Source organism: Humidesulfovibrio sp. (genome assembly GCF_030689645.1).
Lineage (GTDB): Bacteria > Desulfobacterota > Desulfovibrionia > Desulfovibrionales > Desulfovibrionaceae > Humidesulfovibrio.
On sequence record NZ_JAUYFU010000053.1, the window covers coordinates 1 to 21,452 of the forward strand.

General features: G+C 65.9%; 18 protein-coding genes. 16 read left to right on the top strand and 2 right to left on the bottom strand.

Annotated elements, in window-relative coordinates; translation table 11 throughout:
• The 4 genes from Q8O35_RS08570 to Q8O35_RS08585 form a co-directional block, all read left to right on the top strand.
• The coding region (locus Q8O35_RS08570) for a LamG domain-containing protein (protein ID WP_305572243.1) at positions 1–1,762 on the top strand (1,762 nt) is incomplete at its 5' end.
• Between the two features lie 18 nt (positions 1,763–1,780).
• Positions 1,781–2,179: a hypothetical protein gene (locus Q8O35_RS08575; RefSeq protein ID WP_305572245.1), complete on the top strand. Its 399-nt coding sequence runs from the start codon at positions 1,781–1,783 to the stop codon at positions 2,177–2,179.
• A gap of 6 nt (positions 2,180–2,185) precedes the next feature.
• Positions 2,186–2,731 carry a chemotaxis protein CheD gene (locus tag Q8O35_RS08580; RefSeq protein ID WP_305572247.1) on the top strand — a complete coding sequence of 182 codons (546 nt, stop codon included), beginning with the start codon at positions 2,186–2,188 and terminating at the stop codon, positions 2,729–2,731.
• Entirely contained in the window at positions 2,728–3,621 is an 894-nt protein-coding gene (locus Q8O35_RS08585; protein ID WP_305572249.1) for a glutaminyl-peptide cyclotransferase, read from the top strand. Before Q8O35_RS08580 ends, Q8O35_RS08585 begins: the two co-directional genes overlap by 4 nt.
• On the opposite strand, the gene lgt is transcribed toward Q8O35_RS08585, so the two are convergent.
• Entirely contained in the window at positions 3,587–4,387 is an 801-nt protein-coding gene (gene lgt / locus Q8O35_RS08590; protein ID WP_305572251.1) for a prolipoprotein diacylglyceryl transferase, read from the bottom strand. The genes Q8O35_RS08585 and lgt overlap by 35 nt on opposite strands.
• A gap of 89 nt (positions 4,388–4,476) precedes the next feature.
• On the opposite strand from lgt, the gene Q8O35_RS08595 reads away from it, so the two are divergent.
• Entirely contained in the window at positions 4,477–5,367 is an 891-nt protein-coding gene (locus Q8O35_RS08595) for a hypothetical protein (protein WP_305572253.1), read from the top strand.
• Between the two features lie 10 nt (positions 5,368–5,377).
• On the opposite strand, the gene Q8O35_RS08600 is transcribed toward Q8O35_RS08595, so the two are convergent.
• Positions 5,378–6,139 carry an exodeoxyribonuclease III gene (locus tag Q8O35_RS08600; protein WP_305572256.1) on the bottom strand — a complete coding sequence of 254 codons (762 nt, stop codon included), beginning with the start codon at positions 6,137–6,139 and terminating at the stop codon, positions 5,378–5,380.
• Positions 6,140–6,262: 123 nt separating this feature from the next.
• On the opposite strand from Q8O35_RS08600, the gene Q8O35_RS08605 reads away from it, so the two are divergent.
• From Q8O35_RS08605 to Q8O35_RS08655, 11 genes are all read left to right on the top strand, one after another.
• Entirely contained in the window at positions 6,263–7,390 is a 1,128-nt protein-coding gene (locus Q8O35_RS08605; RefSeq protein ID WP_305572258.1) for a hypothetical protein, read from the top strand.
• Between the two features lie 405 nt (positions 7,391–7,795).
• Complete coding sequence (locus Q8O35_RS08610; protein ID WP_305572260.1) at positions 7,796–9,055, top strand: aminoacetone oxidase family FAD-binding enzyme; 1,260 nt, start codon at positions 7,796–7,798, stop codon at positions 9,053–9,055.
• Positions 9,052–10,503, top strand: a complete 1,452-nt coding sequence (locus tag Q8O35_RS08615) for an MATE family efflux transporter (protein ID WP_305572262.1) — start codon at positions 9,052–9,054, stop codon at positions 10,501–10,503. The genes Q8O35_RS08610 and Q8O35_RS08615 overlap by 4 nt, the downstream gene beginning before the upstream one ends.
• 62 nt (positions 10,504–10,565) lie before the next feature.
• Entirely contained in the window at positions 10,566–12,185 is a 1,620-nt protein-coding gene (locus Q8O35_RS08620; protein WP_305572264.1) for a glycosyltransferase, read from the top strand.
• 255 nt (positions 12,186–12,440) lie between these two features.
• A complete protein-coding gene (locus tag Q8O35_RS08625; RefSeq protein ID WP_305572266.1) occupies positions 12,441–13,229 on the top strand; it encodes a hypothetical protein in 789 nt (262 codons plus the stop codon).
• The gene (gene larB, locus Q8O35_RS08630; RefSeq protein ID WP_305572268.1) at positions 13,226–13,978 is read left to right on the top strand and encodes a nickel pincer cofactor biosynthesis protein LarB; all 753 of its coding nucleotides are present in this window, start codon (positions 13,226–13,228) and stop codon (positions 13,976–13,978) included. Before Q8O35_RS08625 ends, larB begins: the two co-directional genes overlap by 4 nt.
• Positions 13,979–13,984: 6 nt before the next feature.
• The gene (locus Q8O35_RS08635; RefSeq protein ID WP_305572270.1) at positions 13,985–14,902 is read left to right on the top strand and encodes a LarC family nickel insertion protein; all 918 of its coding nucleotides are present in this window, start codon (positions 13,985–13,987) and stop codon (positions 14,900–14,902) included.
• Positions 14,844–15,635, top strand: coding sequence for a DUF3431 domain-containing protein (locus tag Q8O35_RS08640; protein ID WP_305572272.1), 792 nt, complete (start codon positions 14,844–14,846; stop codon positions 15,633–15,635). The genes Q8O35_RS08635 and Q8O35_RS08640 overlap by 59 nt, the downstream gene beginning before the upstream one ends.
• A 193-nt stretch (positions 15,636–15,828) precedes the next feature.
• Complete coding sequence (mprF, locus tag Q8O35_RS08645; RefSeq protein WP_305572274.1) at positions 15,829–18,408, top strand: bifunctional lysylphosphatidylglycerol flippase/synthetase MprF; 2,580 nt, start codon at positions 15,829–15,831, stop codon at positions 18,406–18,408.
• Entirely contained in the window at positions 18,405–19,850 is a 1,446-nt protein-coding gene (locus Q8O35_RS08650) for an AcvB/VirJ family lysyl-phosphatidylglycerol hydrolase (RefSeq protein WP_305572276.1), read from the top strand. The genes mprF and Q8O35_RS08650 overlap by 4 nt, the downstream gene beginning before the upstream one ends.
• A 24-nt stretch (positions 19,851–19,874) precedes the next feature.
• Entirely contained in the window at positions 19,875–21,059 is a 1,185-nt protein-coding gene (locus Q8O35_RS08655; RefSeq protein WP_305572278.1) for an acyltransferase family protein, read from the top strand.
• Positions 21,060–21,452 lie beyond the last annotated feature (393 nt).

The following is a 21,452-nucleotide window of genomic DNA, read 5'->3' on the forward strand; positions in this document are numbered from 1 at the left end:
GGGCCTGAGCTTCTCCCTCAGCCTCGGCGTCACCCTCGGCGACACCAGCAGCACCGCCTCGGTGACCAGCACGGGCAACGGCTGCACCAAAATGACCGAAGTCAGTTCGGCCATAAGCGCCAGCGTGTACCTGCCGAAAATTAAGGATTCCGTCGACTTCAGCAACCTGGAGACTGATTTTTCCCGCCCCACAGATCTCCAGAACAAAAACGCCATCACCGTGGACAACGCCGCGCAAACCATCTCCTTCGGCACGTTGGGTAGTGCAGGCAAGAACAACGCCGCGGCCATCTGGTATTCGGGCAACGCCACCCAGGGCTGCCTGGACGGCAACTGCACCATGACCAACGGCCTCAACACCTATTTCGAGGTCCAGTGGGACCCGACCTCCGTGGCCGACGGCTTGGTGTTCGGCGTCATCAGCGGCTACACCAACACGGTCAACGCCCTGGGCGGCGACAAAAACTTAGGCGAACTCATGGGATGGGCCGGGCCGGGGCGCTCGGGCAAGGGAATACAGCCGCCCAAGATCGGCGTGGAGCTCGACACCTGGTACAATGCCTGCGGTTCAAACATATACTCGGCCGCTTCGCGCTGCGACCCCACAAAATACGCTGACTTGGACCACTTGGCATATGTGTTCTGGGGCTCCCACGACGGCGCCGACTCCTACGATGACAACCGCCACGGCGCAGGCGCGGGGAATTCCTCAGAGCCAGTGTCGTCCAACGACCCGGACGGCAGCGGCAGCGGCCTGTACGGCATGTATTACGAGAGCCCAGCGAACTGGCTGCGCGGCGGCACCAAATACTTTTTCCGCTACGAACTCACACGGATCACCACGGTCAGTTCCGGCGGCGCATACTGCTACATGCTCAAGACCTGGATAACCAAAGTTGAGCCCAGCGCGGCGTTCAAGACAATTGGCACGGACTACGACGCCGTGGCCAACCCGCCCCAGATGCAGCAGGTGATATTCCTGAACGCCGATTCTCACACCAAGCTGAGTAAAATCCTCTTCGGCTGGACTGAGGCAACGGGCCTCTATACCCAGAAGCTCACGGTGAGCAAGTTCGGCCTAGCCTTCAAGAAGGCCCAGCCGGTCTACGGTGCTGCCCCGGCAACGCCTTCACTCTACTGGCCCATGTACGACAACCTCGGCACCAGCGTCTCCGACGCCAGCGGAAATGCCGTCACCGGGACTATCAACGGCACGGCCCGCTGGGTTCCCGGCATCATGAACAACAACGGCGCAGCGCTCTATTTCAACGGCGGCACCTACGTCAGCGCCGCCAACAACGCGGCCACGCAGCTCACCAACGTCGGTGGCGTAGGGCTGTGGTTCAAGATGGACACGGCGCAGACAAACGTCTGGCTGCTGCACAAGGGCGACACAGGCAGAACCAGCGAGTGCTACGGCTTGCGCCTCGACTCGAACGGCTACCTGCGCTTCCGCATCCGCTACGGCACCCCCTCTAGCAACTACATTGAGGTTACCTCCACCACCAAGCCCCAAGCCGGGGTATGGTACCATGTGGCCGCCACCTGGAGCAATGCGGGCACCCCGCTGACCATCTACGTCAACGGCGTGTCGCAGGGCAGCGTCGCCTCGAACACTGCGCGCAACACCTCAACGAACTTCTACCTCGGCGCTGGGGACTCTGACTCCACCGAATTCACCGGCATTATCGACGAAGTCTACCTGTACAAGAAGGTGCTGACCCAGGCGGAGATCACCGCCCTGGCCACTGGCAAACCGTAACCACGCACCGGAGGCCCGATGCCCCGCACACTGCTTTTGGCCCTCGTCCTTGCTGCGCTGTTGGCACCGGCGTCCCTGCTGGCCGCAGACCTTCTGACCGGCGTGGAAGCCGAGCAGGAGGAAGTCCGCGTGAACACAAAGAACGCCGTCAACCCGCGCAACACCACGCCCTTTCCCGGCCCGGTGACCACGCAGCAGGGCCAGGCAGTGGTGGACAAACTCAAAAAGGCCGCAGACGCCCAAGGCGAAATTTCCCCCTACACGCTGAAGGCGCTGGAGCGCGACCCAAAGGCCATGGAAGTCCTGGGGCGCGCGCCCTCGGGGAGTTCTGGAGGCCAGCCCGCGCCCCAGGCCAACCCCGGCGCAGGCCCCAAGAGCACCAAGGCCATGTACGGCGACATCATCATCCACAAGTAGCCGTTGATGCAGCCGCCCAGCCTTGAACACTCCGGCCTCTCCGTGGGCCACGTGAGCATCGGCGACTGCGCCTTTGCCAAAAAGCCCATTGTGTTCACCACGGTGCTGGGCAGCTGCGTCAGCGTCACCTTCCACCATCCGGGGCGCAAAATGGGCGGCATGTTCCACGCCATGCTGCCGGACAAAAGCCTCCGCCGCTCCACCTCCACGCGCTGCTGCACCTTCGCCGATCTGGCCGTGACGGCCATGCTGGAGCGTTTCCAGACGGCTGGCATACGAGCGGGTGAGCTTACTGTTAAAATTTTCGGCGGGGCCAACACCCTGGAAGCCAGCTTCGGCCCTGGCAAGCGCGACATGCTCGACGTGGGCCGCAAGAACGTGGACATGGCCCTGGCCACCCTGGCAGCGCACGGCCTTGCGCCCGTTGCGCAGGACGTTCTGGGCGCGCTGGGCCGCAAGCTGTTCTTCTCCACCTCCACGGGCGAGGTCTGGGTGACGTACCTGGCCCCGGAGCTTGCCGCGCGGGTTTTGGCCGCAGGAGGCCAGGCGTGAGCCCCAGGGCCATCCCCGCCCTGCTGCTGTTTTTTTCCCTGCTGGCCGCTGCGTCGGCCCTGGCCGACCCGCCTGCCGCCAGACACCCAACCTCGCAGGCCAGCCCCCAGAACGGGGCGCACGCCGAGGCCGTGACCGTGCTTTCGCGCCTGCCCCACGACCCGGACGCCTTCACCCAGGGGCTGCTGCTGCACCAAGGCGCGCTCCTCGAAAGCACCGGCCTCTACGGCCAGTCCTCCCTGCGCCGCGTGGACCCGGCTACAGGCCGCACCCTGGAACGCCGCGATCTCCCCAAAAGATTCTTTGGCGAGGGCCTGACGCTCTGCCCTGAACAGGCAACCACGGAGGCAGGCCCGCAACGCCTGGTGCAGCTCACCTGGCGCGAGGGCGTCATCATGGCCTACGACCCGGACACCTTCCGGCTGGTGGCGCGGCACAGACTGCGCGGCCAGGGCTGGGGGCTGGCCTGCCGGGGCGCGGAGCTGATCCTGAGCGACGGCACGGACACCTTGCGCATGCTCAATGCGCGCAACCTGGCCGAAACCGGCAAAACCTTTCGCGTGCGCGACGGCCACCGCCCGGTGGAGCGGCTGAACGAGCTGGAGCGGGTGGAAGGCTGGCTGCTGGCCAACGTGTGGGGGGAGGACAGGATCGCGGTGATCCGGCTGGATGACGGGCAGGGCCTCGGGCAGGTGGTCCTGTGGCTGGACCTCGCCCCCCTGCGGCGCGAACTGTCGGACAAGGCCGAGGCGGCCAACGGCATCGCCTACGACCCGGCGGGAAACGGGGGGCAAGGCGCGCTCTACCTTACGGGCAAGTGCTGGGAAACGGTTTTCGTGGTGGCGCTGCCCGAGCTTATGCGCGGGCAGGCTTCCCTGGCGAAACAGTAGGCTTGCGCAGCATCAGGTACAGGCCGGCAAAAATCATCGGCAGGCACAAGAGCTGCCCCATGCTGAAGAAATCAAGGGCCACCAGGCCAAGCTGCACGTCAGGCTGGCGGAAAAACTCCACAAAGAACCGGAACCCGCCGTAGCCCAGCAGAAACAGCCCGCCCACGGCCCCGCGCTGCCTGGGCTTGGCCGCGTATGCCCAAAGGATGACGAACAGAGCCAGGCCCTCCAAGGCGGCCTCGTAAAGCTGCGAAGGATGGCGCGGCAGCGGCCCGCCCGTGGGGAAAACCATGGCCCAGGGCACGTCCGTCACCCGGCCCCACAGCTCGCCATTGATGAAGTTGCCCATGCGCCCGGCCAGAAGTCCCGGCGGCACCAGGGGCGCGACGAGATCGCCCACCTCAAGCAGGCTCTTGCCGATGCTGCGCCCGTACAGCCAGCACACCAGCACCACGCCCGCCACGCCGCCGTGAAAGCTCATGCCCCCGCGCCAGATGGACAGGCTCTCCAGCGGGTTGGCCAGATAGTAAGCGGGATCATAAAAGAGCACGTAACCCAGCCGACCGCCCAGCACCACGCCCGCCACCATCCAGGTGATGAGGTCGTCCACCTGGAGGGCTGTCCAGCCGGAGCCGGGCTTGGCGGCCCGCACGCGGCCCAGCCACCAGGCCGAGGCGAAACCCACCGCGTACATGAGCCCGTACCAGCGGGCGGCCAAAGGGCCGATCTGCAAGGCCACGGGGTCGATGACGGGATAGGTGAGCATGTTCTCTCCTGGCCGGGCCTTGGCGGCGCTCGGCCTGTTTGTTTCCTGTTTGAAATTGCGCTAAGGTTTGCCCGAGGCCGCGCTCCGAAATGGAGTCGAAACAGGCCGGACCGGAAACGCATCGGCGCGAGCGCAGAAACTCGGTTTTTTTGCCGCCCGCGTCAACCCCCATCCCCTGGCCAAGCCAGGGCGCGAGGCCGCACCCCATGGACCACAAGGACGCAAGGGACCAGAACACCGCGCCAAACGAGCTGGACATTCTGGAGATGCCCGTGGAGGCGCTGGCCGCCTACTGGCTGTCCATCAAAAAACTGCTGGACACCAAGCGCGACAAGGCCCTTCTGGCTGCGGAGATGGAAAACACCGGCGAACGGTTCATTCGGCACCTGCTGGACACCGCCTTCTCCAGCCTGGACCAGGAGCTGGTGCGCGAACTCGCCCGCGCCAAGTCCCAGACGCTGCTGGCCGAGGCCCGCCGCCGCTTTGAAATGATCCGCCTGGCCCTTACGGGCATGGCCCAGAACGAGAATCCGCGCCTGACCTTCATCCGCCTGTCCGGGCTCATGGGCGGCACGACGCTGACCGAGAAGCGCGCCTTCGAGCTGGCTTATGGGCTCATGTCCACCGTGGGCGAAAAGGACGCCAACCTGCCCCTGCTGCTCTGCGTGGACCACAAGCAGAAGGACGACCGCCTGGCCGTGAAGCTATTGTTCTACGCCCTGGCCGCGCGCAGGAACGGCAAGCAGGCCCTGAACGAGTACCTGCCGCACTTGAAGCCCAGCCCCTTTGCCGAGGGCGTCTCCCTGGCCGCGGACGGCTTCGAGGCCGAATTCGTGTCCAGCCACCTGGCCGCCCTGCGCGACCACGCCCTTTCCGGGGCGCGGCGCAAAATGCGCATGGCCACGGAGATGTGCCTGGCCATCAAGGCCGGGCTGCCCTACGACGACGTGTTCCGCGTGGCGCGGTCGTTCATGGTCTAGCAGCGCGGGCTCAGACGATCTCCACGCCCACGGGGCAGTGGTCGCTGCCCTGCACTTCGGGGTCGATCCAGGCGCCCTTGACCCGGTCCTTCAGCTCCTCAGACACGAAGAAATAATCGATGCGCCAGCCCACGTTCTTGGCCCGCGCGCTGAAGCGGTAGCTCCACCACGAGTAATGCCCAGGGCCGGGCTCGAACAGGCGGAAGGTGTCCACGTAGCCGTGGGCGATGAATTTATCGAGCCAGGCGCGCTCGATGGGCAGAAAGCCCGAGGTCTTCTCATTGGCCTTGGCGTTTTTCAGGTCGATGGCCGTATGTGCGGTGTTGAAGTCGCCGCCCACCACAATGGGCTTGGTCTTGCGCAGGGCCTCGGCCTGGGTCAGGAAAGCGTCGTAGAAGCCCAGCTTGTACGCCAGGCGCTCCTCGTCCTTCTGCCCGTTGGGGAAATAGATGTTGAAGAGATGAAAGTCCGGGTATTCCATGTGGACCACCCGGCCCTCGCCCCGGTAGCGCGGATCTTCAAGGCCGAAGCTGTGCGCCAGGGGCGGCGTCTTCATTAAGCAGGCCGTGCCGGAATAGCCTTTTTTCCCCTTGGACCAGTTCCACAGGCCGGTGTAGCCCGCCGGGTTCAGATCCGCCTCGCCGAGCTGCTCCGGCTCCACCTTGGTCTCCTGAAGCATCACCACATCCGCGCCGCAGGCGGCAAGCCAGTCCAGAAAACCTTTGCCCAAAACAGCGCGGAATCCGTTGACGTTCCAGGAAATAATGCGCATGAGCAGCCTCCGGCGTCAGGCCTTGCCTGGCACGGTGTTGGGGTGTAGACAGCACGCGACTTTCCTGTACAGGCACCCTGCCCCGCTGCGCAAGACCAAAACCCAAAGCCCCCGCGAGACCCCATGCACCTGCCCGGAAACCGCATCACCGCAAGCCTGCTGCTCCTGACGGCGGGGCTCGCCCTGCTCCTGGCCCTGGCCGAGGTGTTCTTCCGCGTTGTGCTGCCGGCCCCGGACGTGCCCGCCCTGGTATTTGCGGACGGAGTGCTGCGCCACAAGCCCGGCCAGCGCGGCGTTTATTGGGACAAGGAGGTGCGCGCGCCCTTCGCCATCAACGCCCAGGGCTGGAACTCCAGCCACGAAAGCTATCCCCTGGCCCGCAGCGAAGCCCGGCGCATCGCCCTGGTGGGCGGCGCGCTGGCGGAAGCCCTGGAGACGCCGCCAGGGGACAGTCTGGCCGAGGAGTTGGAACGCGACGTGAAGGCCCTGCCCAAGGGGGTCGAGGTTTTCCGCTACGGCATGGGCGGCGCGCCCCTGTCGCAGCATCTGCTGGTGGCGCGCAAGGCCGCGCTGCCCGCCAGGCCCGACATCCTCATGGTGCTCCTTGCCCCGGAAGACATCGCCGCCAGCCACCAGCCCATGGCCGCACCTCGCGCCGCGCACTTCCTGAAGCTGCGCCTGGACGCCGAAGACATGGTGGAGGAACTGCCAGCCACGCCCTACGCCCAAAGCCTTGGGGAGCGCCTGCGCCAGTGGAGCGCCACCCTGCGCTATCTTTCCAGCGGAATGGGCCTGCACCAGGACACGGCGGAGAGGCTGCTGCGCCGCCCCAGGCCCGACCGCCGCTTCGAGGCCGCAGCCACCGCAGCCGCACCCGTTATGGACCCGGACGAGCGCGAGGCGTTGGACCGCCGCGCGGCCCGCTACCTTTTGGGCCGTCTTCAGGCCGAGGCGAACGCCGCCGGGGCAAAGCTGCTCGTGGTCATGGACGGCGCGCGCGCGGAGCTGGAAACCGGCGCGCCCAACGCCGAGCTGGTCCAAGCCCTGGAGCCCAACAGGCTGGCCGCCGCCGAGGCGGAGCTGCTGGGCATTGCGTTTCTGGACCTGCACCCGGCCTTTGCCGAGGACTTCCAAAAACACCAAAAGACCTTCAGCCCCCAGGCCGATGCCCAGTGGAACGCATACGGCCACGCCGTTGCCGCCAGCGCTGTGGCCGCCAAGCTGAACGGCCTGGGTTGGCTGCAACCCTAGCCTGGGCTAAAAAAGCAAAAGGCCCGCCGAAGCGGGCCGAAATGCCATAGCCCCCACCGCGCCCCGGACTCTTTCGAAGGGGGCAGGGCGGCGAGGCGCTGAGAAACGTCACCGGCGGGAAAAAACCGGCCTAGTGCTCGTTCTTGCTGGTGGTCTTGATGACCAGGAGGCCAGCGATGGTGCCAAACAATCCGAAGAAGAAGAAAAAGAAGTCCATGACCCACCCCTTGTGCGCCGCTCGGCGCGAAGTTTTCGGAGCATCGCTCCGCGAAAAGCCTTAGCATAAATCTGGAAGGATGCAAAGGGTCTGGCCCTGGCCGGTGGGCACATCCGCCCAGGCTTGTCTTCCGGCAGCGCATCCCCTATAATTTCAGCATGTCTGAAAACACCACATCTTCCTCTCCGATGCTGCAGCCCGACGCCGACATCCTCATCCTAGGAGCCGGCCCGGCCGGAATGCTCTGCGCTCTCACCGCCGCCCGCCGCGCCAAAGAGAACAAGGTCAAGCGCGAGATCCTGCTGGTGGACCAGGACCGCGTCGCCGCCCGCAAGCTGCGGGCCTCCGGCGGCGGGCGCTCCAACTGCACCAACATGAACGCCGCGCCTGCGCACTATCTTTCGAAGAACCCGCGCTTCACGGCCCAGGCGCTCTCGCGCTTCACGCCCCTGCAGTTCCTTACCCTGCTGACGAGCCTCGGCCTCTCGGCCCGTGAAGAAGACCAGGGCAAAATGTTCTGCGACCAGGGGGCCGATGCCCTGGCCCTGGCCCTCGAAAAGGCCTGCCGCAAGGCCGGGTGCCGCTTCCTGGTGGGCCGCGCGGTCACCGCCGTCACCCCCCCGGACGCCAAGGGCGGACTCTTCAGCGTGGAAACCGAGCACGGCCCGCTCTATGCCAAACGCGTGGTGCTGGCCCTGGGCAGCCCGGCCTGGCCCGCCCTGGGCGGCACGGACACCGCGGCGCGCCTGGCGGGAATGCTCGGGCTGCCGCACATTCCTTCGCGCCCGGCCCTCACCCCGCTCTTGCTCTCCGGCTCAGACGCCAACCTGTGCCGAGATCTCGCGGGCCTGAGCCTTACCGCATCCGTGAGCCTGGACGCCAAGAGCGCCTGCGGGGGCTACTCTTGCACCGACGGCCTCCTGTTCACGCACCAGGGGCTTTCCGGCCCTGCGGCCCTGCGCCTCTCGTCCCACTGGCGGCGCGGCGAAACCATCACCATCAACCTCGCGCCCGATGCCGACGTGCCGGCCCTGCTGCGCCAGCCGGGCCGAGGCAAGGCCCTGGCGCGCACCATGCTCGCCGAGCTCATGCCCCGCAGACTGGCCGAGGCGCGCCTCAACGCCCTGGCTGCGTCGGCCCTGCCCACGGCATTCCCCAAGGGCCTGGCCGACCGGCGCATGGCAGAGCTTTCCCGCGCGGACCTGGACGCCCTGACCCAGTTCGTGTGCGCTTGGCGCGTGACGCCCAAGGCCACTGCGGGCATGGCCCGAGCCGAGGCCGCCAGCGGCGGGCTGGACACGGACGCCTTTTCCGCCAAGTCCATGCAGTGCAAAACCATCCCCGGCCTCTTTGCCGTGGGCGAAGCCCTGGACGTGGCGGGCGACCTGGGCGGATTCAACCTTCACTGGGCCTGGGCCTCGGGGTTTGCCGCTGGCCAATCCTTATGACGACGTGGCTCAAGACCCGCTGGGAAGGACCCTGCGGCTGCGGCGAGGTGCTCGCCGTAGGCACTCCGCTCATGGTCAGCATGGGCAGCTCCACCCTCATGCAGTTCACCGACCGCATCTTCCTGGGCCGCCATGACGTGAACGAGCTGGCCGCCGCCGTGCCCGGCGGGCTGGCTGCCTTCCTGCTGATCTCGCTGTTCATGGGCGCGGCCTCCTGCGTGGGCGTGCTGGTGGCCCAGTACCACGGGGCCTGCCGCCCAGAGCGCGTGGGTCCGGCCCTGTGGGCTGGCATCTGGTTCAGCCTGGCCTCCGGCGTTCTGCTGGCCGCTCTGGCGGGCCTCGGCGGCCCGCTCTTCGACCTGGCCGGACACCCGGAGTCCGTGCGCGAACTGGAAGTGGACTATTTCCGCATCCTGACCCTGGGCGGCGGGGTCCTCGTGCTCTCCACGGCGCTTTCCGGCTATTTCTCTGGCCTGGGGCACACCATGCCCGTCATGGCCGTGAACCTCATCGGCGCAGCGGCCAACATCCCCCTGGACTACGCATTGATCTTCGGACGCCTTGGCGCGCCAGAGTTGGGCATACAGGGCGCGGCCATCGCAACCGTGCTGGGCTCGGTCATCACCTGCCTGCTGCTCTGCCTGCTGCTGCTGGCGCCGGAGGCGCAAAATCGCCACCGGGTGCGCTCGTCCTGGCGCTTTGAGGCGGACATGTTGGGACGGCTCATGCGCGTTGGCCTGCCCGCCGGGGTGCAGTTCTTCCTCGACATCATGGCCATCACCGGCTTCTTGCTTCTGGTAGGGCGCATGGGCCTTGTGGCGCTCTCGGCCACCAACATCGCCTTTTCCATCAACTCGCTCACCTATCTGCCGGTCATCGGACTCTCCATCGCGGTCAGCGTGCTGGTGGGCCGCAGCCAAGGCCAGGGCAAAGCGGACCTGGCCCGGCGCGCCGCGGGCAACACCCTGTTTCTGGCCCTGTGCTGGATGGTGCCCATGGGACTCTTGTTCCTCCTGGCGCCGGGCCCGCTGCTCGACCTTTTCCAGTCCGCCTCCACCGACGCCGCCCTGGTGGCCGCTGGCGGGCCGCCCTTCGCGGCGATCCGCGAGACCGGCATCGTGCTCTTGCGCTATGTGGCCCTGTACAGCCTGGCCGACGCCGTCTCCATCGTCTACTTCGGCGCCCTGAAAGGCGCGGGCGACACGCGTTTCGTCATGTTGACCATGCTGGCCGCCAGCCTGGGCGTGCTCATCCTGCCCGCCTGGTATCTGGTGGAGACAGGTCTTGGCGGCATCCACGGCCCCTGGCTGTGCCTTTCAGCTTACATTTGTTTCCTGGCCGCGAGCTTCGGCCTGCGCTTCCGGCACGGCGCCTGGGCCAAACGCAGCCTTATCGAGGCCGCACCCGGGAACAACGGTCCTGCAGCTCATGGACCGGATTGTGCATAATGCAGCAGGGCAACGTGTCCCCCCCTTAATCCGGCCCGAGCACTCATGAACAGGAGAGGCGCATGAACGAGAAATACTTCCACATCATCTCCGAAGGCCTGTCGGGCGAGCTGGCCGCACTTCCCCCCGAGAGAAGACTGCTCCACTTCGAGAATTACCGGACCAACTTCAACCTGGACCGCGCCGTCACCGCCTGCTACCTGAACGCTTTTCTGGCCGCCGTGCGCAATGGCTCCGCCTGCGCCGCGAAGCCTCTGGAATACCTCATCGACAAGTGCCTGCAAATCTCCCCCTTCGAACTCGTCAACCTGCGCACCCCGACGATCATGGCCGACCCGGAGAACAGGATCAAGATCGAGATCCTGGACAAAACCAACGCCTCCCCCGAAAATTTCAGCATGATCGAAAAACTGGAAATCAAGAACGACGCCAACGATATTTCATCGTTCCTGCGCAAGCTTCTGCAGATGTTTCCCAACTACGCCCTGGCCGCAGGCCTGCTGCTAAGGGTGGACCGCACCCTGGGCCAGCGCCCGGACTGGCTGGCCTCGTTCCACTGCCCAAAGCGCCTGCAGGAAGACTTCAACACCATGCTTTTCCAACACTATGCCACCCTTGGTCACGCCGAAGAGGCCGAGGCGCTCTGGGCCGGGCTGCCACCCCGCGCCAAGCGCGAGGTGGGCTTGAACTGCGCGGCCGAGGTGGCCCGCATGCGCGGCGACACGCAAAAGGCCATTGAGCGCTACGAGCGGTCCTTCAACCTGGACCCCAGCCAGGGAGCAGTCCATTTCCGGCTGCGGGAACTCAAAAACCCCAGTTTCAAGAAAAGCGGCCTGGAGCAAAAACGACGTGTGGCCATCTGCCTGTACACCTACAACAAAGGCAAAATGTTCGAGTCGACCCTCAGGAGCCTCGCGGCCTCGAACATCGGCGACGCCACGGTGACGGTGCTGGTGAACGGCTGCACCGACGACAGCCTGGCCGTGGCCGAGGCGGCGCGGACGCTGTTCCCGAACAACCGCTACACGGTCATCAACCTGCACGTGAACATCGGCGCTCCCGCTGCGCGCAACTGGCTCATCAACCTGCCGGAAACCAAGGATACCGACTACGTGGCCTTCCTGGACGACGACGTGGACGTGCAGGCCGACTGGCTGGAATGGTTCCTCACCGTGGCCGAGTCGGACCCAAAGATCGGCGTGGTGGGCTGCAAGGTGGTCTTCCCCGGCCAGCCAGCCATGTACCAGTATCTGTTCCGCTATGTCAGCGTGGCCGACAACGACCTGCTGCGCATGAGCCTCGGCTCGCCGGACAGCCAGTTCGACACCGGCGAGTACGACTTCATCCGCGAGACACGCTCGGTCATGGGCTGCTGCCACCTGCTGCGCACCCAGGCCCTGCGCGACGAGCCCTATTTCGACATCCGCTTCTCGCCCTCGCAGGTGGACGACATCGACCACGACCTCTGCCTGTGCCTGGCCGGGTGGAAGGTCATGTACTGCGGCCTCGTCACCTGCCAGCACCACCAGTCCTCAGGCGTTGGAGTGCGCAACGACATAGCGGACTATGCACGCACAGGAAACGCCCTGGGCAATGACATCAAGCTGTACTACAAGCATTTCAACAACCTGGACAAGCTGCACGCCCTGGACAACATAAGCCTGCTGCCCACGTCGGAATAGGTGCTCCCGGCCAAGGGCCGAAAGTCGCAACAAAGGCAGTCAAATAAACGACGCGCCGGGATGGCAGCCGCCTCGTCCCGGCGCGTTTTGCTCGCGCCCCTCCCGGTGCCGCGCGCCGCGCTGCGCTCTGCCACCCCCTTAACAGGCCGCCCCCGGCCATGCTACAAGCCCCTCTCACGGATGGGGCGGCACGGGCGGCTAGGCCACGCGTCACACGCTCCGCCCAAGGATGACCCACGCACCAGGACGGCACCAATGGACCAGCGCCTCGAACGGCTCCTTGACTTCTTCCGCCAGCGCGGACCCTTGGCCGTGGCTTATTCCGGCGGCGTCGACAGTTCCCTGGCCCTGTGGGCCGCGGCCAAGGCTCTGGGCGAGCGCGCCCTGGGCGTCACAGTGCGCTCGGAGTTCATCTGCGGGGCCGAGCGCGAGCGTGCTGACCGCATCGCCGCCTGCCTGGCCCAAGTGGCCGGGGCGCGGGTGGCCGTGCGCGACATTTCCGTGCTGACCCATGCGCGCCTGCGCCAGAACCCGGAGGACCGCTGCTACATGTGCAAGCAGCTGGTGCTCAGCGAGGTGCGGGCCGCAGCGCGGCAGATTCTTGGACCGGACGCAAAACTGGCCGAGGGCACCAACGCGGACGACGATCCCGCCCGGCCCGGCCTGCGCGCCGTGGCCGAGGCCGGAGCCGTGTCGCCCCTGGCGGCCTGCGGCATCGACAAGCGCGGCGTGCGGGAACTGGCGCGGCTGGTGGGCCTGCCCAACGCCGAGGACCCGTCCAACTCCTGCCTGGCCACGCGGGTGCCCACAGGCGCGGAGTTGACCTTCGCGCGGCTTACGGCCATCGAGGGCCTGGAGCGGGCGGCGCGCGAGCTGGGCCTCGTGGACCTGCGGGCGCGGCTTGTTCCGGCGGAAAACGGCGACGCGGTGCGCCTGCTGGTGCGCCCAGCCCAGACGCTCCTGGCCCAAAGCTTGGCCCGGCAGCTGGATGAACGCGCACATTTCATCGGCTTTACACACTTTTCCCTGGGAGAACGCACGTGAACGTAGACAGCCTTCTGGAAGACTTCCGCCAGGGCCGGGTGACTGCGGAGGAACTGAAGCGCCAGTTGCTCGGCCAGAGCATCGGCGATGCCGGGTTCGCCCGCCTGGACCACCACCGCCTGCTCAGAAAGGGCCAGGCCGAAGTGGTGTTCTGCCAGGGCAAAACCCCGGAGCACGTGGCCGCCATTTTCCGCGACCTTGCGGCCAGGACGGGACGGGTGCTGGGCACCCGCGCCGACGCCGCGCACTACGAGGCCGTCAAGGGACAGGAGGGCGTGCGCTACGACCCCCTTTCGCGGGTGCTGTCCATTGAGACCACGCCCGTGGTCCAGGTGGGCAAGGTGGTGGTGGTCAGCGCAGGCACGGCGGACATCCCCATGGCCGAGGAGGCTGCGCGCACGGCGGAGCACCTGGGAAGCGTGGTGCTCCGGCGCTTTGACTGCGGCGTGGCGGGCATCCACCGCTTCCTTTCCGTGCTGGACGACTTTCTGGACGCGCGCGCCGTGGTGGCCGTGGCGGGCATGGACGGGGCTTTGCCGTCCGTCGTGGGCGGCATCGTGGCCGCGCCTGTCATCGCCGTGCCCACCAGCGTGGGCTATGGCGCAAGCTTCGGCGGCCTGGCCGCGCTTTTGACCATGCTCAACTCCTGCGCCTCCGGGGTGAGCGTGGTGAACATCGACAACGGATTCGGGGCCGGATACATGGCCCATGTGATCAACGCCCAGTGCGAAGCCGCACGCAAAGGATAACCGACTGTGAAAACACTGTATCTCGAATGTTCCCTGGGGGTCTCCGGCGACATGCTGCTGGCCTCCTTGAGCGATCTGCTGCCCGGCGGCGAGCAGATTCTGTCCGAAGCCGTGGCCGCCCTTGGCCTGCCCGGCGTATCCATCCGCACAACAGAGCAGATGGTCCAAGGCATCCGCACCCGGCGCGTGGAGGTGCTGGAGGAGGCGCCCCAGCCCCTGCGCCACCTGAAGGACCTGACCGACATCGTCATGAGCGCGCCGGAAAGCCACTGGCCAGCGGAGGTGAAGGAACTCGGCCTGACCGCCCTTACCCGTCTGGCCGAGGCCGAATCCAAGGTGCACGGCGAACCGCTGGAGCAGATACACTTCCATGAGGTCGGAGCGGTGGACACAGTGGTGGACGCTCTCGGCGCCGTGCTGCTGGCGCGGGCCACTGGGGCCGGTCGCGTGCTGGTGTCGCCCGTGAACCTGGGCTCCGGCTTCGTCACTTTCTCCCACGGGCGCTTCCCGGTGCCAGCCCCGGCCAGCGCAGAGCTGGCGCGCGGCATGCGCACCTTCGCCACCGACTCCGGCATGGAGCTGGCCACGCCCACAGGCCTGGCCGTGCTGAAGACCCTGGCCGACGCCTACGGCCCGCTGCCCCTCGGCAGCATCCACTCTCTTGGCTACGGCTCGGGCACGTACTCCACCGGCGCGTACCCCACCTTCCTGCGGGCCTATCTTCTGGAGGCCGAGGCGGGCAAAGACCACAAACACCAGGGACAGAGCGGGCACGGCACCGCCTACTACGGGCCGCACGGCCATGAAGACGGGAACCAGGGCCAGGGCCGCCATGTGCATGCCAAACAGGAACACGAGCACGAGCATGAGCACGGGCACGTCCACCGGCATCAAGGCCGGCACGGCGGACATGACCACGACTGAGCAGGAGCGCCCCGCGCCAGCCTTGGAGCTGGTGGTGGCGCGCTACCGCGAGGATCTCTCGTGGCTGCGCGAGCTTGGCTTGCCCTCCACAGTGTACAACAAGGGCCCGGAGCTAAGCCCGGAGCTGTTGCCGCCCGAAACGCGCCTTCTGGTTCTGCCGAACCTCGGGCGCGAGGCGCACACCTTCCTCACGCACATCATCAGGCGCTACGACGCCCTGCCCGAGTTCACGGCGTTTTTGCAGGGCGACCCCTTCGCCCATCTGGCTCCGCCTGACGGGCCGCGCGCATCGCCGCAGGCCCTGCGCCTGCGCCTGCTGGAGATGGCCGCCCAAAATCAGCCCTTTGCCGGGCTGGCCTGGTTTCGGCTGCGGTGCGACGGCCTTGGCCGCCCGCACGACCTGGCCGATCCGGCCAAGGAGGGCCGCTGGAAAGGCTGGGGCAAGAACATTCCGGTGGCGCGGGTGTTCGAAGAGCTTTTCGGGTCCCCGGCCCCGCAAGAGTTCATCGCCCGCGCGCCCACAGGCAACATGCTGGTGCGCCGCGATCGCATCCTGGCCCGCAGCCGCGGCTTTTACCAACGCGCCCTGGACCTTGTGCTGGCCGATGCCGACGACGCCGAGAATACCGGCCACGCCCTGGAGCGCCTGTGGCAGACCGTTTTCTCCGGCGCGGCCAGAGGAGCATCCTCCGGGCGGGCGCACTGCGCGTCGCCCTCCCAGGGTGGAGGCTAGGCGCGCAACGTCCCGGCCTGCGGGCATTTGACGGCCTGGAGCCGCCCATGCTATTTGTTTCTATTGCATCGGCGCATGGCCGGAGACACCACCCCCCAACGGATCACCACTGGATTATGATGAGCGGACTGCTGTTCCACCACCCTGGCGCCCTGTCCGCAGGCCGCCCAGAGGCCCCACGCTTGGAGGCTCCATGTCTGGCGCTGTGATGCAGCGGATTAAGCCCTACCTGGGCCCAGCCCTGGCGCTGGGCCTCATGGCCGCCGCAGTGTGGGCGCTCAAGACGCAGCTCTCGGGCTACAATCTCCAGGAAATTCTGGACATGCTGCTCAAGGAGACGGACCGCGACCTGCTGCTGGCCTTCGGCCTCACGGCGGTGAACTTCATTGTGCTGGCCGGCTACGACATCCTGGCCCTGGCCTACATCAAGCATCCCCTGGCCCCGTACCGGGCCGTGCTGGCGTCCTTCGTCGGCAACGCCTTCAGCAACACCATAGGACTCAGCGCCCTGGCCGGCAGCACCGTGCGCTTTCGCCTCTACTCGTCCTGGGGGCTCACGCCCGGCGAAATAGCCAAGATAGTGGTCTTCACCACCTTGACGTTGTGGCTGGGCCTGCTCTCCATCGGCGGCATCATCTTCACCGTGCGGCCCCTGCCCCTGCCGGACTGGGTCGCCCTGCCCTTCTCAACCACGCGTCCCCTGGGATTCATCCTTCTGCTGGCTCCGGTGGCCTATTTGTATGCGGCTGCCAAAAAGGAAACCCCCTGGCGCATCGGCAAAATGACGCTGCTGCTGCCGCAGTTCCGCAGCGCGCTCCTGCAGGTGGCCGTCGCCTCCCTCGACTGGGCCCTTGCCGCGGCGGTGCTCTATGCCCTCCTGCCGCCTTGGGCCAACGTGACCTTCCCAATGGTGCTCGGCGCGTTCCTCCTGGGCCAGATAGCCGGATTGGTGAGCCAGGTGCCCGGAGGTCTGGGCGTATTCGAGTCCTGCCTGATCTTTCTGCTCACGCCGCGCATTCCGGCCCCGACGCTCTTCGCCGCCCTGGTGGCCTACCGCGTGGTCTACTACCTGATCCCCCTGGCCGTGGCCTCGGCCCTTTTGGCCCTGCACGAGACCATGTCCGCGCGCCAGCCGATGCGCAACGTCATCTCATTTCTCATGCAATGGTTCCCGGTGGTGATGCCGCGCCTGCTGGCCTTCCTCACCTATCTGGCCGGCGTGGTGCTCTTGTTCTCTGGAGCAACTCCTGCGGTGTCCTCGCGCCTGGATTGGCTGGAGCACTTCCTGCCCCTGGGTGTGCTAGAGTTTTCCCACTTCCTGGCCAGCCTGGCGGGTCTGGTCCTGCTCATCCTGGCGCGCGGACTGCAGAAGCGTCTGGACGCGGCCTATTTCGTCACGGCCTGCGTGCTGTTCGCAGGCATCATCGCCAGCCTCCTGAAGGGCCTGGACTACGAGGAGGCCTTCTTTCTCACGGTGCTGCTGCTGGCCCTTTTGCCCTGCCACAAGTTCTTCTACCGCAAGGCCTCGCTCCTGTCCGAGGGCTTCACGCGGGGCTGGCTCGCGGCCATCCTCGCGGCCCTGGCCTGCACCATCGCCCTTGGCTACATGGCCTACGGCGACGCCACCCTGGACCGCGAGCTGTGGTGGGTGTTCACCTTCGAGGACGAGGCCAGCCGCTTCCTGCGCGCCTCTGTGGGCATCCTGGTTGGCGTGCTGTGCGTGGCCGCCCTCAGACTCATGCGGCTTGCCCGGCCACGCTACGTCCCTCCCAGCGAAGCCGACGTCATGGCCGTGCGGGGACTGGTGGCCGCTGCGCCGGAAACCCCTGCGCACCTGGCACTTTTGGGCGACAAAAACTTTCTGGTGAGCGAAAAGGGCGACGGTTTCCTCATGTACGGGATCTGCGGCCGCAGCTGGGTGAGCATGGGCGACCCCGTTGGACCGCCAGCGGTCCGGGCCGAACTGGCCTGGCGCTTCCGCGAGATGGTGGACCTCTATGCCGGGTGGACCGTGTTCTACCAGGCCGGCAAGGAGAACCTGCCCCTCTATCTGGACCTCGGCCTGTCGCTCATCAAGATCGGCGAGGAGGCGCGCGTGCCCCTGCAGACGTTCTCCCTGGCCGGACAGGCGCGCAAGGGCCTGCGGTACACCCGCAACATGGTGGAGAAGGAAGGCGCAACCTTTGAGGTCATCCCGCGCGAGAACGTGCCCGCCATTTTGCCGGAGCTCAAAGCCGTGTCCGACGCGTGGCTGGCGGCAAAGCATGCCCGGGAAAAGAAATTCTCCCTGGGCTTCTACAGCGACGAATACATGAGGCTTTGCCCCCAGGCGGTAGTGCGTCAAAACGGCGCCATTGTGGCCTTCGCCAACATCTGGGAGGGCGGCAGCGTGGGCGGCGTGCGCCAGGAGCTTTCAGTTGACCTCATGCGCTACCTCCCGGACGCACCCCCGAGCGTCATGGAATACCTGTACATCATGCTCATGCTCTGGGGCCGCGAGCAGGGCTACCAGTGGTTCAACCTGGGCATGGCGCCCTTTTCCGGCCTGGAAAAGCATGCCCTGGCCCCGGCCTGGACCAGGCTCGGATCGCTGCTTTACACCCACGGCGGGCAGCTATACAATTTTCAGGGATTACGGCGCTTCAAGGACAAGTTCGACCCTGTGTGGGAATCAAAATACCTGGCCAGCCCGGACGGCACGGTTCCGCCGCGCGTTCTGGCCAACATCGCCACCCTGGTTTCGGGCGGCATGCGTGGAGTCATCGCAAAATGAAACGTCTGCCTTCACCTCTGAAATTTCTCTGCGCCCTGGTCATGCTCTGCTTGGCCGCGCAAGCCTGCGCCCGCCCGGAAAAAGCTCCGGAAAAGCTCAGCTTCGGCGTATTCGGAGAAGTGCTCATTTACCGCAACACGGACAAAAACGGCGGCGAACCGGGCCAGGCCGTGCTGCTGCTTTCCGAGGGCGCGTGGGACGCGCGCATGGACAAGGCTGCGCGCACCATGGCCGACATGGACGCCACAGTGGTTGGCATTGACACCCAGCGACTGCTGGCCCCCCTGCGGGCCAAGGCCGAAGGCTGCTTCTACCAGGCATGGGAGTTCGAGGGCCTGAGCAAGATCGTGCAGAAGACCCTTGGCTACAAGGGCTACCACCAGCCTGTGCTGGCCGGATTCGGGGAAGGCGCGGCAGTGGCCTACGCCACCTTCGCCCAGGCTCCCAAAGACATCTTCGCCGGAGCCATCACCCTTGGCTTCGCGCCTCGCTTGGGCATTGGCAAGCCCTTCTGCGCCGCCAACGGCTACAGTTACGATAACGCCACCACCGCCGAGGGCGGCATAGTGTTCCGAGCGGTTGAAAAACCGCAGGGCAAGCTGGTCATCATCCAGGGAAAGAAAGACGAGCGTTTCACAGTGGCGGAGGCCGTAAGCTTCGCCAGCCAGATTCCGGGTTCCCGCGTGGCCACCCTCGACAATGCCGGACAGGATCTATCCGACCCCGCCCTTTGGCGCGCAGCCTTCCAGGAGGCGCTCACCTCCGTAGCCCCGGCCACAAAGGTCGGCAAAGGGGCCGCATCGGCCAAGGACGTGGACGACCTGCCACTGGTGGAGGTGCCCGCAAAACACCCCGGCAAGACTCTGGCCGTCATTGTCACCGGCGACGGCGGCTGGGCAGGCATCGACCAGCAGATCGGCGACATCATGACCGACCACGGCGTGTCCGTAGTCGGATTCAACTCACTGAAATATTTCTGGAACGCGCGCACGCCAGAAGAAATGGCCCACGACTTGGAGCTGACCTTGACGCATTACGCCGCAAAATGGGGCGCGGAGAGGTTCATCGTTGTGGGCTATTCGATCGGAGCCGACGTTATGCCCTTCATGGCCGGACGCATGAGCGAGGCCACCAAGTCGCGCATGGCGCTGGTGGCGATGCTTGGCCCTGGTACGCACGCGGTGTTTGAGTTCCGCCTGACCAACTGGCTCACCACGGAGAATGTGCCCGAGGGCGCGCCCATGATTCCGGAAATGGCCAAGCTGACGAAAACGCCGGTGCTGCTCGTCTGCGGCAGCGAAGAGGAAGGCACCCTGTGCCAGAACTACCAGGCGCCCAACGTCAAGGCCCTGGTGTTCCCTGGCGGCCATCATTTCAACAAAGAATACGACCAGATCGCCCTGTCCATCCTGCGCGAGGGCGGCATCGCCGTCCAGCAGTAGCAGCCCGATTCCAGGAGCATAACCGTGAGCGCGCCCGTAAAACCCCGCATGGCCTACATCGACAACGTGCGCATCTACCTGTCCATGCTGGTGGTGGCGCACCACGCCGGGCAGCCTTACGGTCACGACGGCTGGTGGCTCTACCAGTCGCAGCTCAAGAGCCAATGGATCGGCCTTTTCTTCAGCGTCAACGAGGCCTTCTTCATGGGCCTTTTTTTCCTTATGGCCGGGTATTTCCACCCCGGCAGCCTGGACAGAAAGGGGCCGCTCAAATTCGTGCTCGACCGCCTCTGGCGCTTCGGCGTGCCCATCGTGGTCATGGTGCTCGGCATCACCCCGGTGTTCATGTACTTCCACGACACCATCTGGAAGCACATGGTCATGCCCTCGTACCTGGACTACTACCTGGGCGCGTACCTGGGCGTGGCCGCAAGGCCCGAAGGCTGGACCGGCGCTCCCGGCCCCAATTTCGAGTTCGTGCACCTCTGGTTCATCCAGAATCTGTTCATCTACGGCTGCGTGTACGCCCTATACCGCTTCATCGCCGGAAGCCGCGACCAGAAGCCGGCCACGCTGCCGCAGGAGCCCATAGCCCCGGCCACGGCGCATTGGGCCCTCATCAAGCTCGTGGTCTGGCTCACGGTCAGCGCGTACCTCATCCGCATCTGGAAGAGCGTGGATGACTGGAAGGTGCTTCTGGGCTTCTGGGAGATCGAGTTCGCGCACCTCCCGCAGTACGTGACCATGTTCACGCTGGGCATCATGGCCTCGCGTCGCAACTGGTTCACGCGCTTCCCGGCCAAGGCGGGCTGGATATGGCTCTGGATCGGGATCATCTGCGTGGCCCTGTGCATGGCCCGCGGCGTCGGGTTCAACTTTCCCTTCTGGAACGGCGGGGCAGACCCAATCGCCCTCCTGCGCGCCGGGTGGGAAAGCCTCCTGTGCGTGGGCTTCTGCGTGGGCCTGCTCACCCTGGCCCGCGAGCGCTTCCCCAACCAGACGCCCCTGACCAAGGCCCTGTCCGACAGCTCGTTCGGGGTGTACATCTTCCACGTGCCCGTGGTGACGCTCCTGCAGTACTGGTTCGCGGGCACAACCCTCGGCCCCTTCGAGCAGTTCGCGGCCATCTCGGTGCTGGGCATCCTCATCAGCTTCCCGTTGGTCCACTACGTGCTGCGGCGGCTGCCCCTGCTGGGCAAGGCCATCTAGACCGCGCACTCTCACGCAAACCGTCCGCGCTTTTGCTGGCAGACTATGCGGCAGTGTCACCTTGCGTCTGGATCATTGGCCGAAAGCGCAGAGCGAGAAACCGCGCTTTTGCGGCTCATAGTAATGTACGGACCGACGCACGTCAGAACCAGCGACGGCCACGCGAATGCGCATCTGCGGCAGTTCGGAAATTCATTTAAGCACAGGGGAAGCGCCTGCCGGAAGCTTTGACAGGCGATGAAGGGCGTTGAAATTCTGGACGTTTCGGAAACAGCCGGTTGCAGGCAAGGCCGGAGCTAGACGGCATGACCGTCAGACGATGCGTTTCTCGCGGTGAAAATCCAGCAGGTTCCACTTGAAAACATACACGCCCAGGTTGCTCACCTCGCCAGA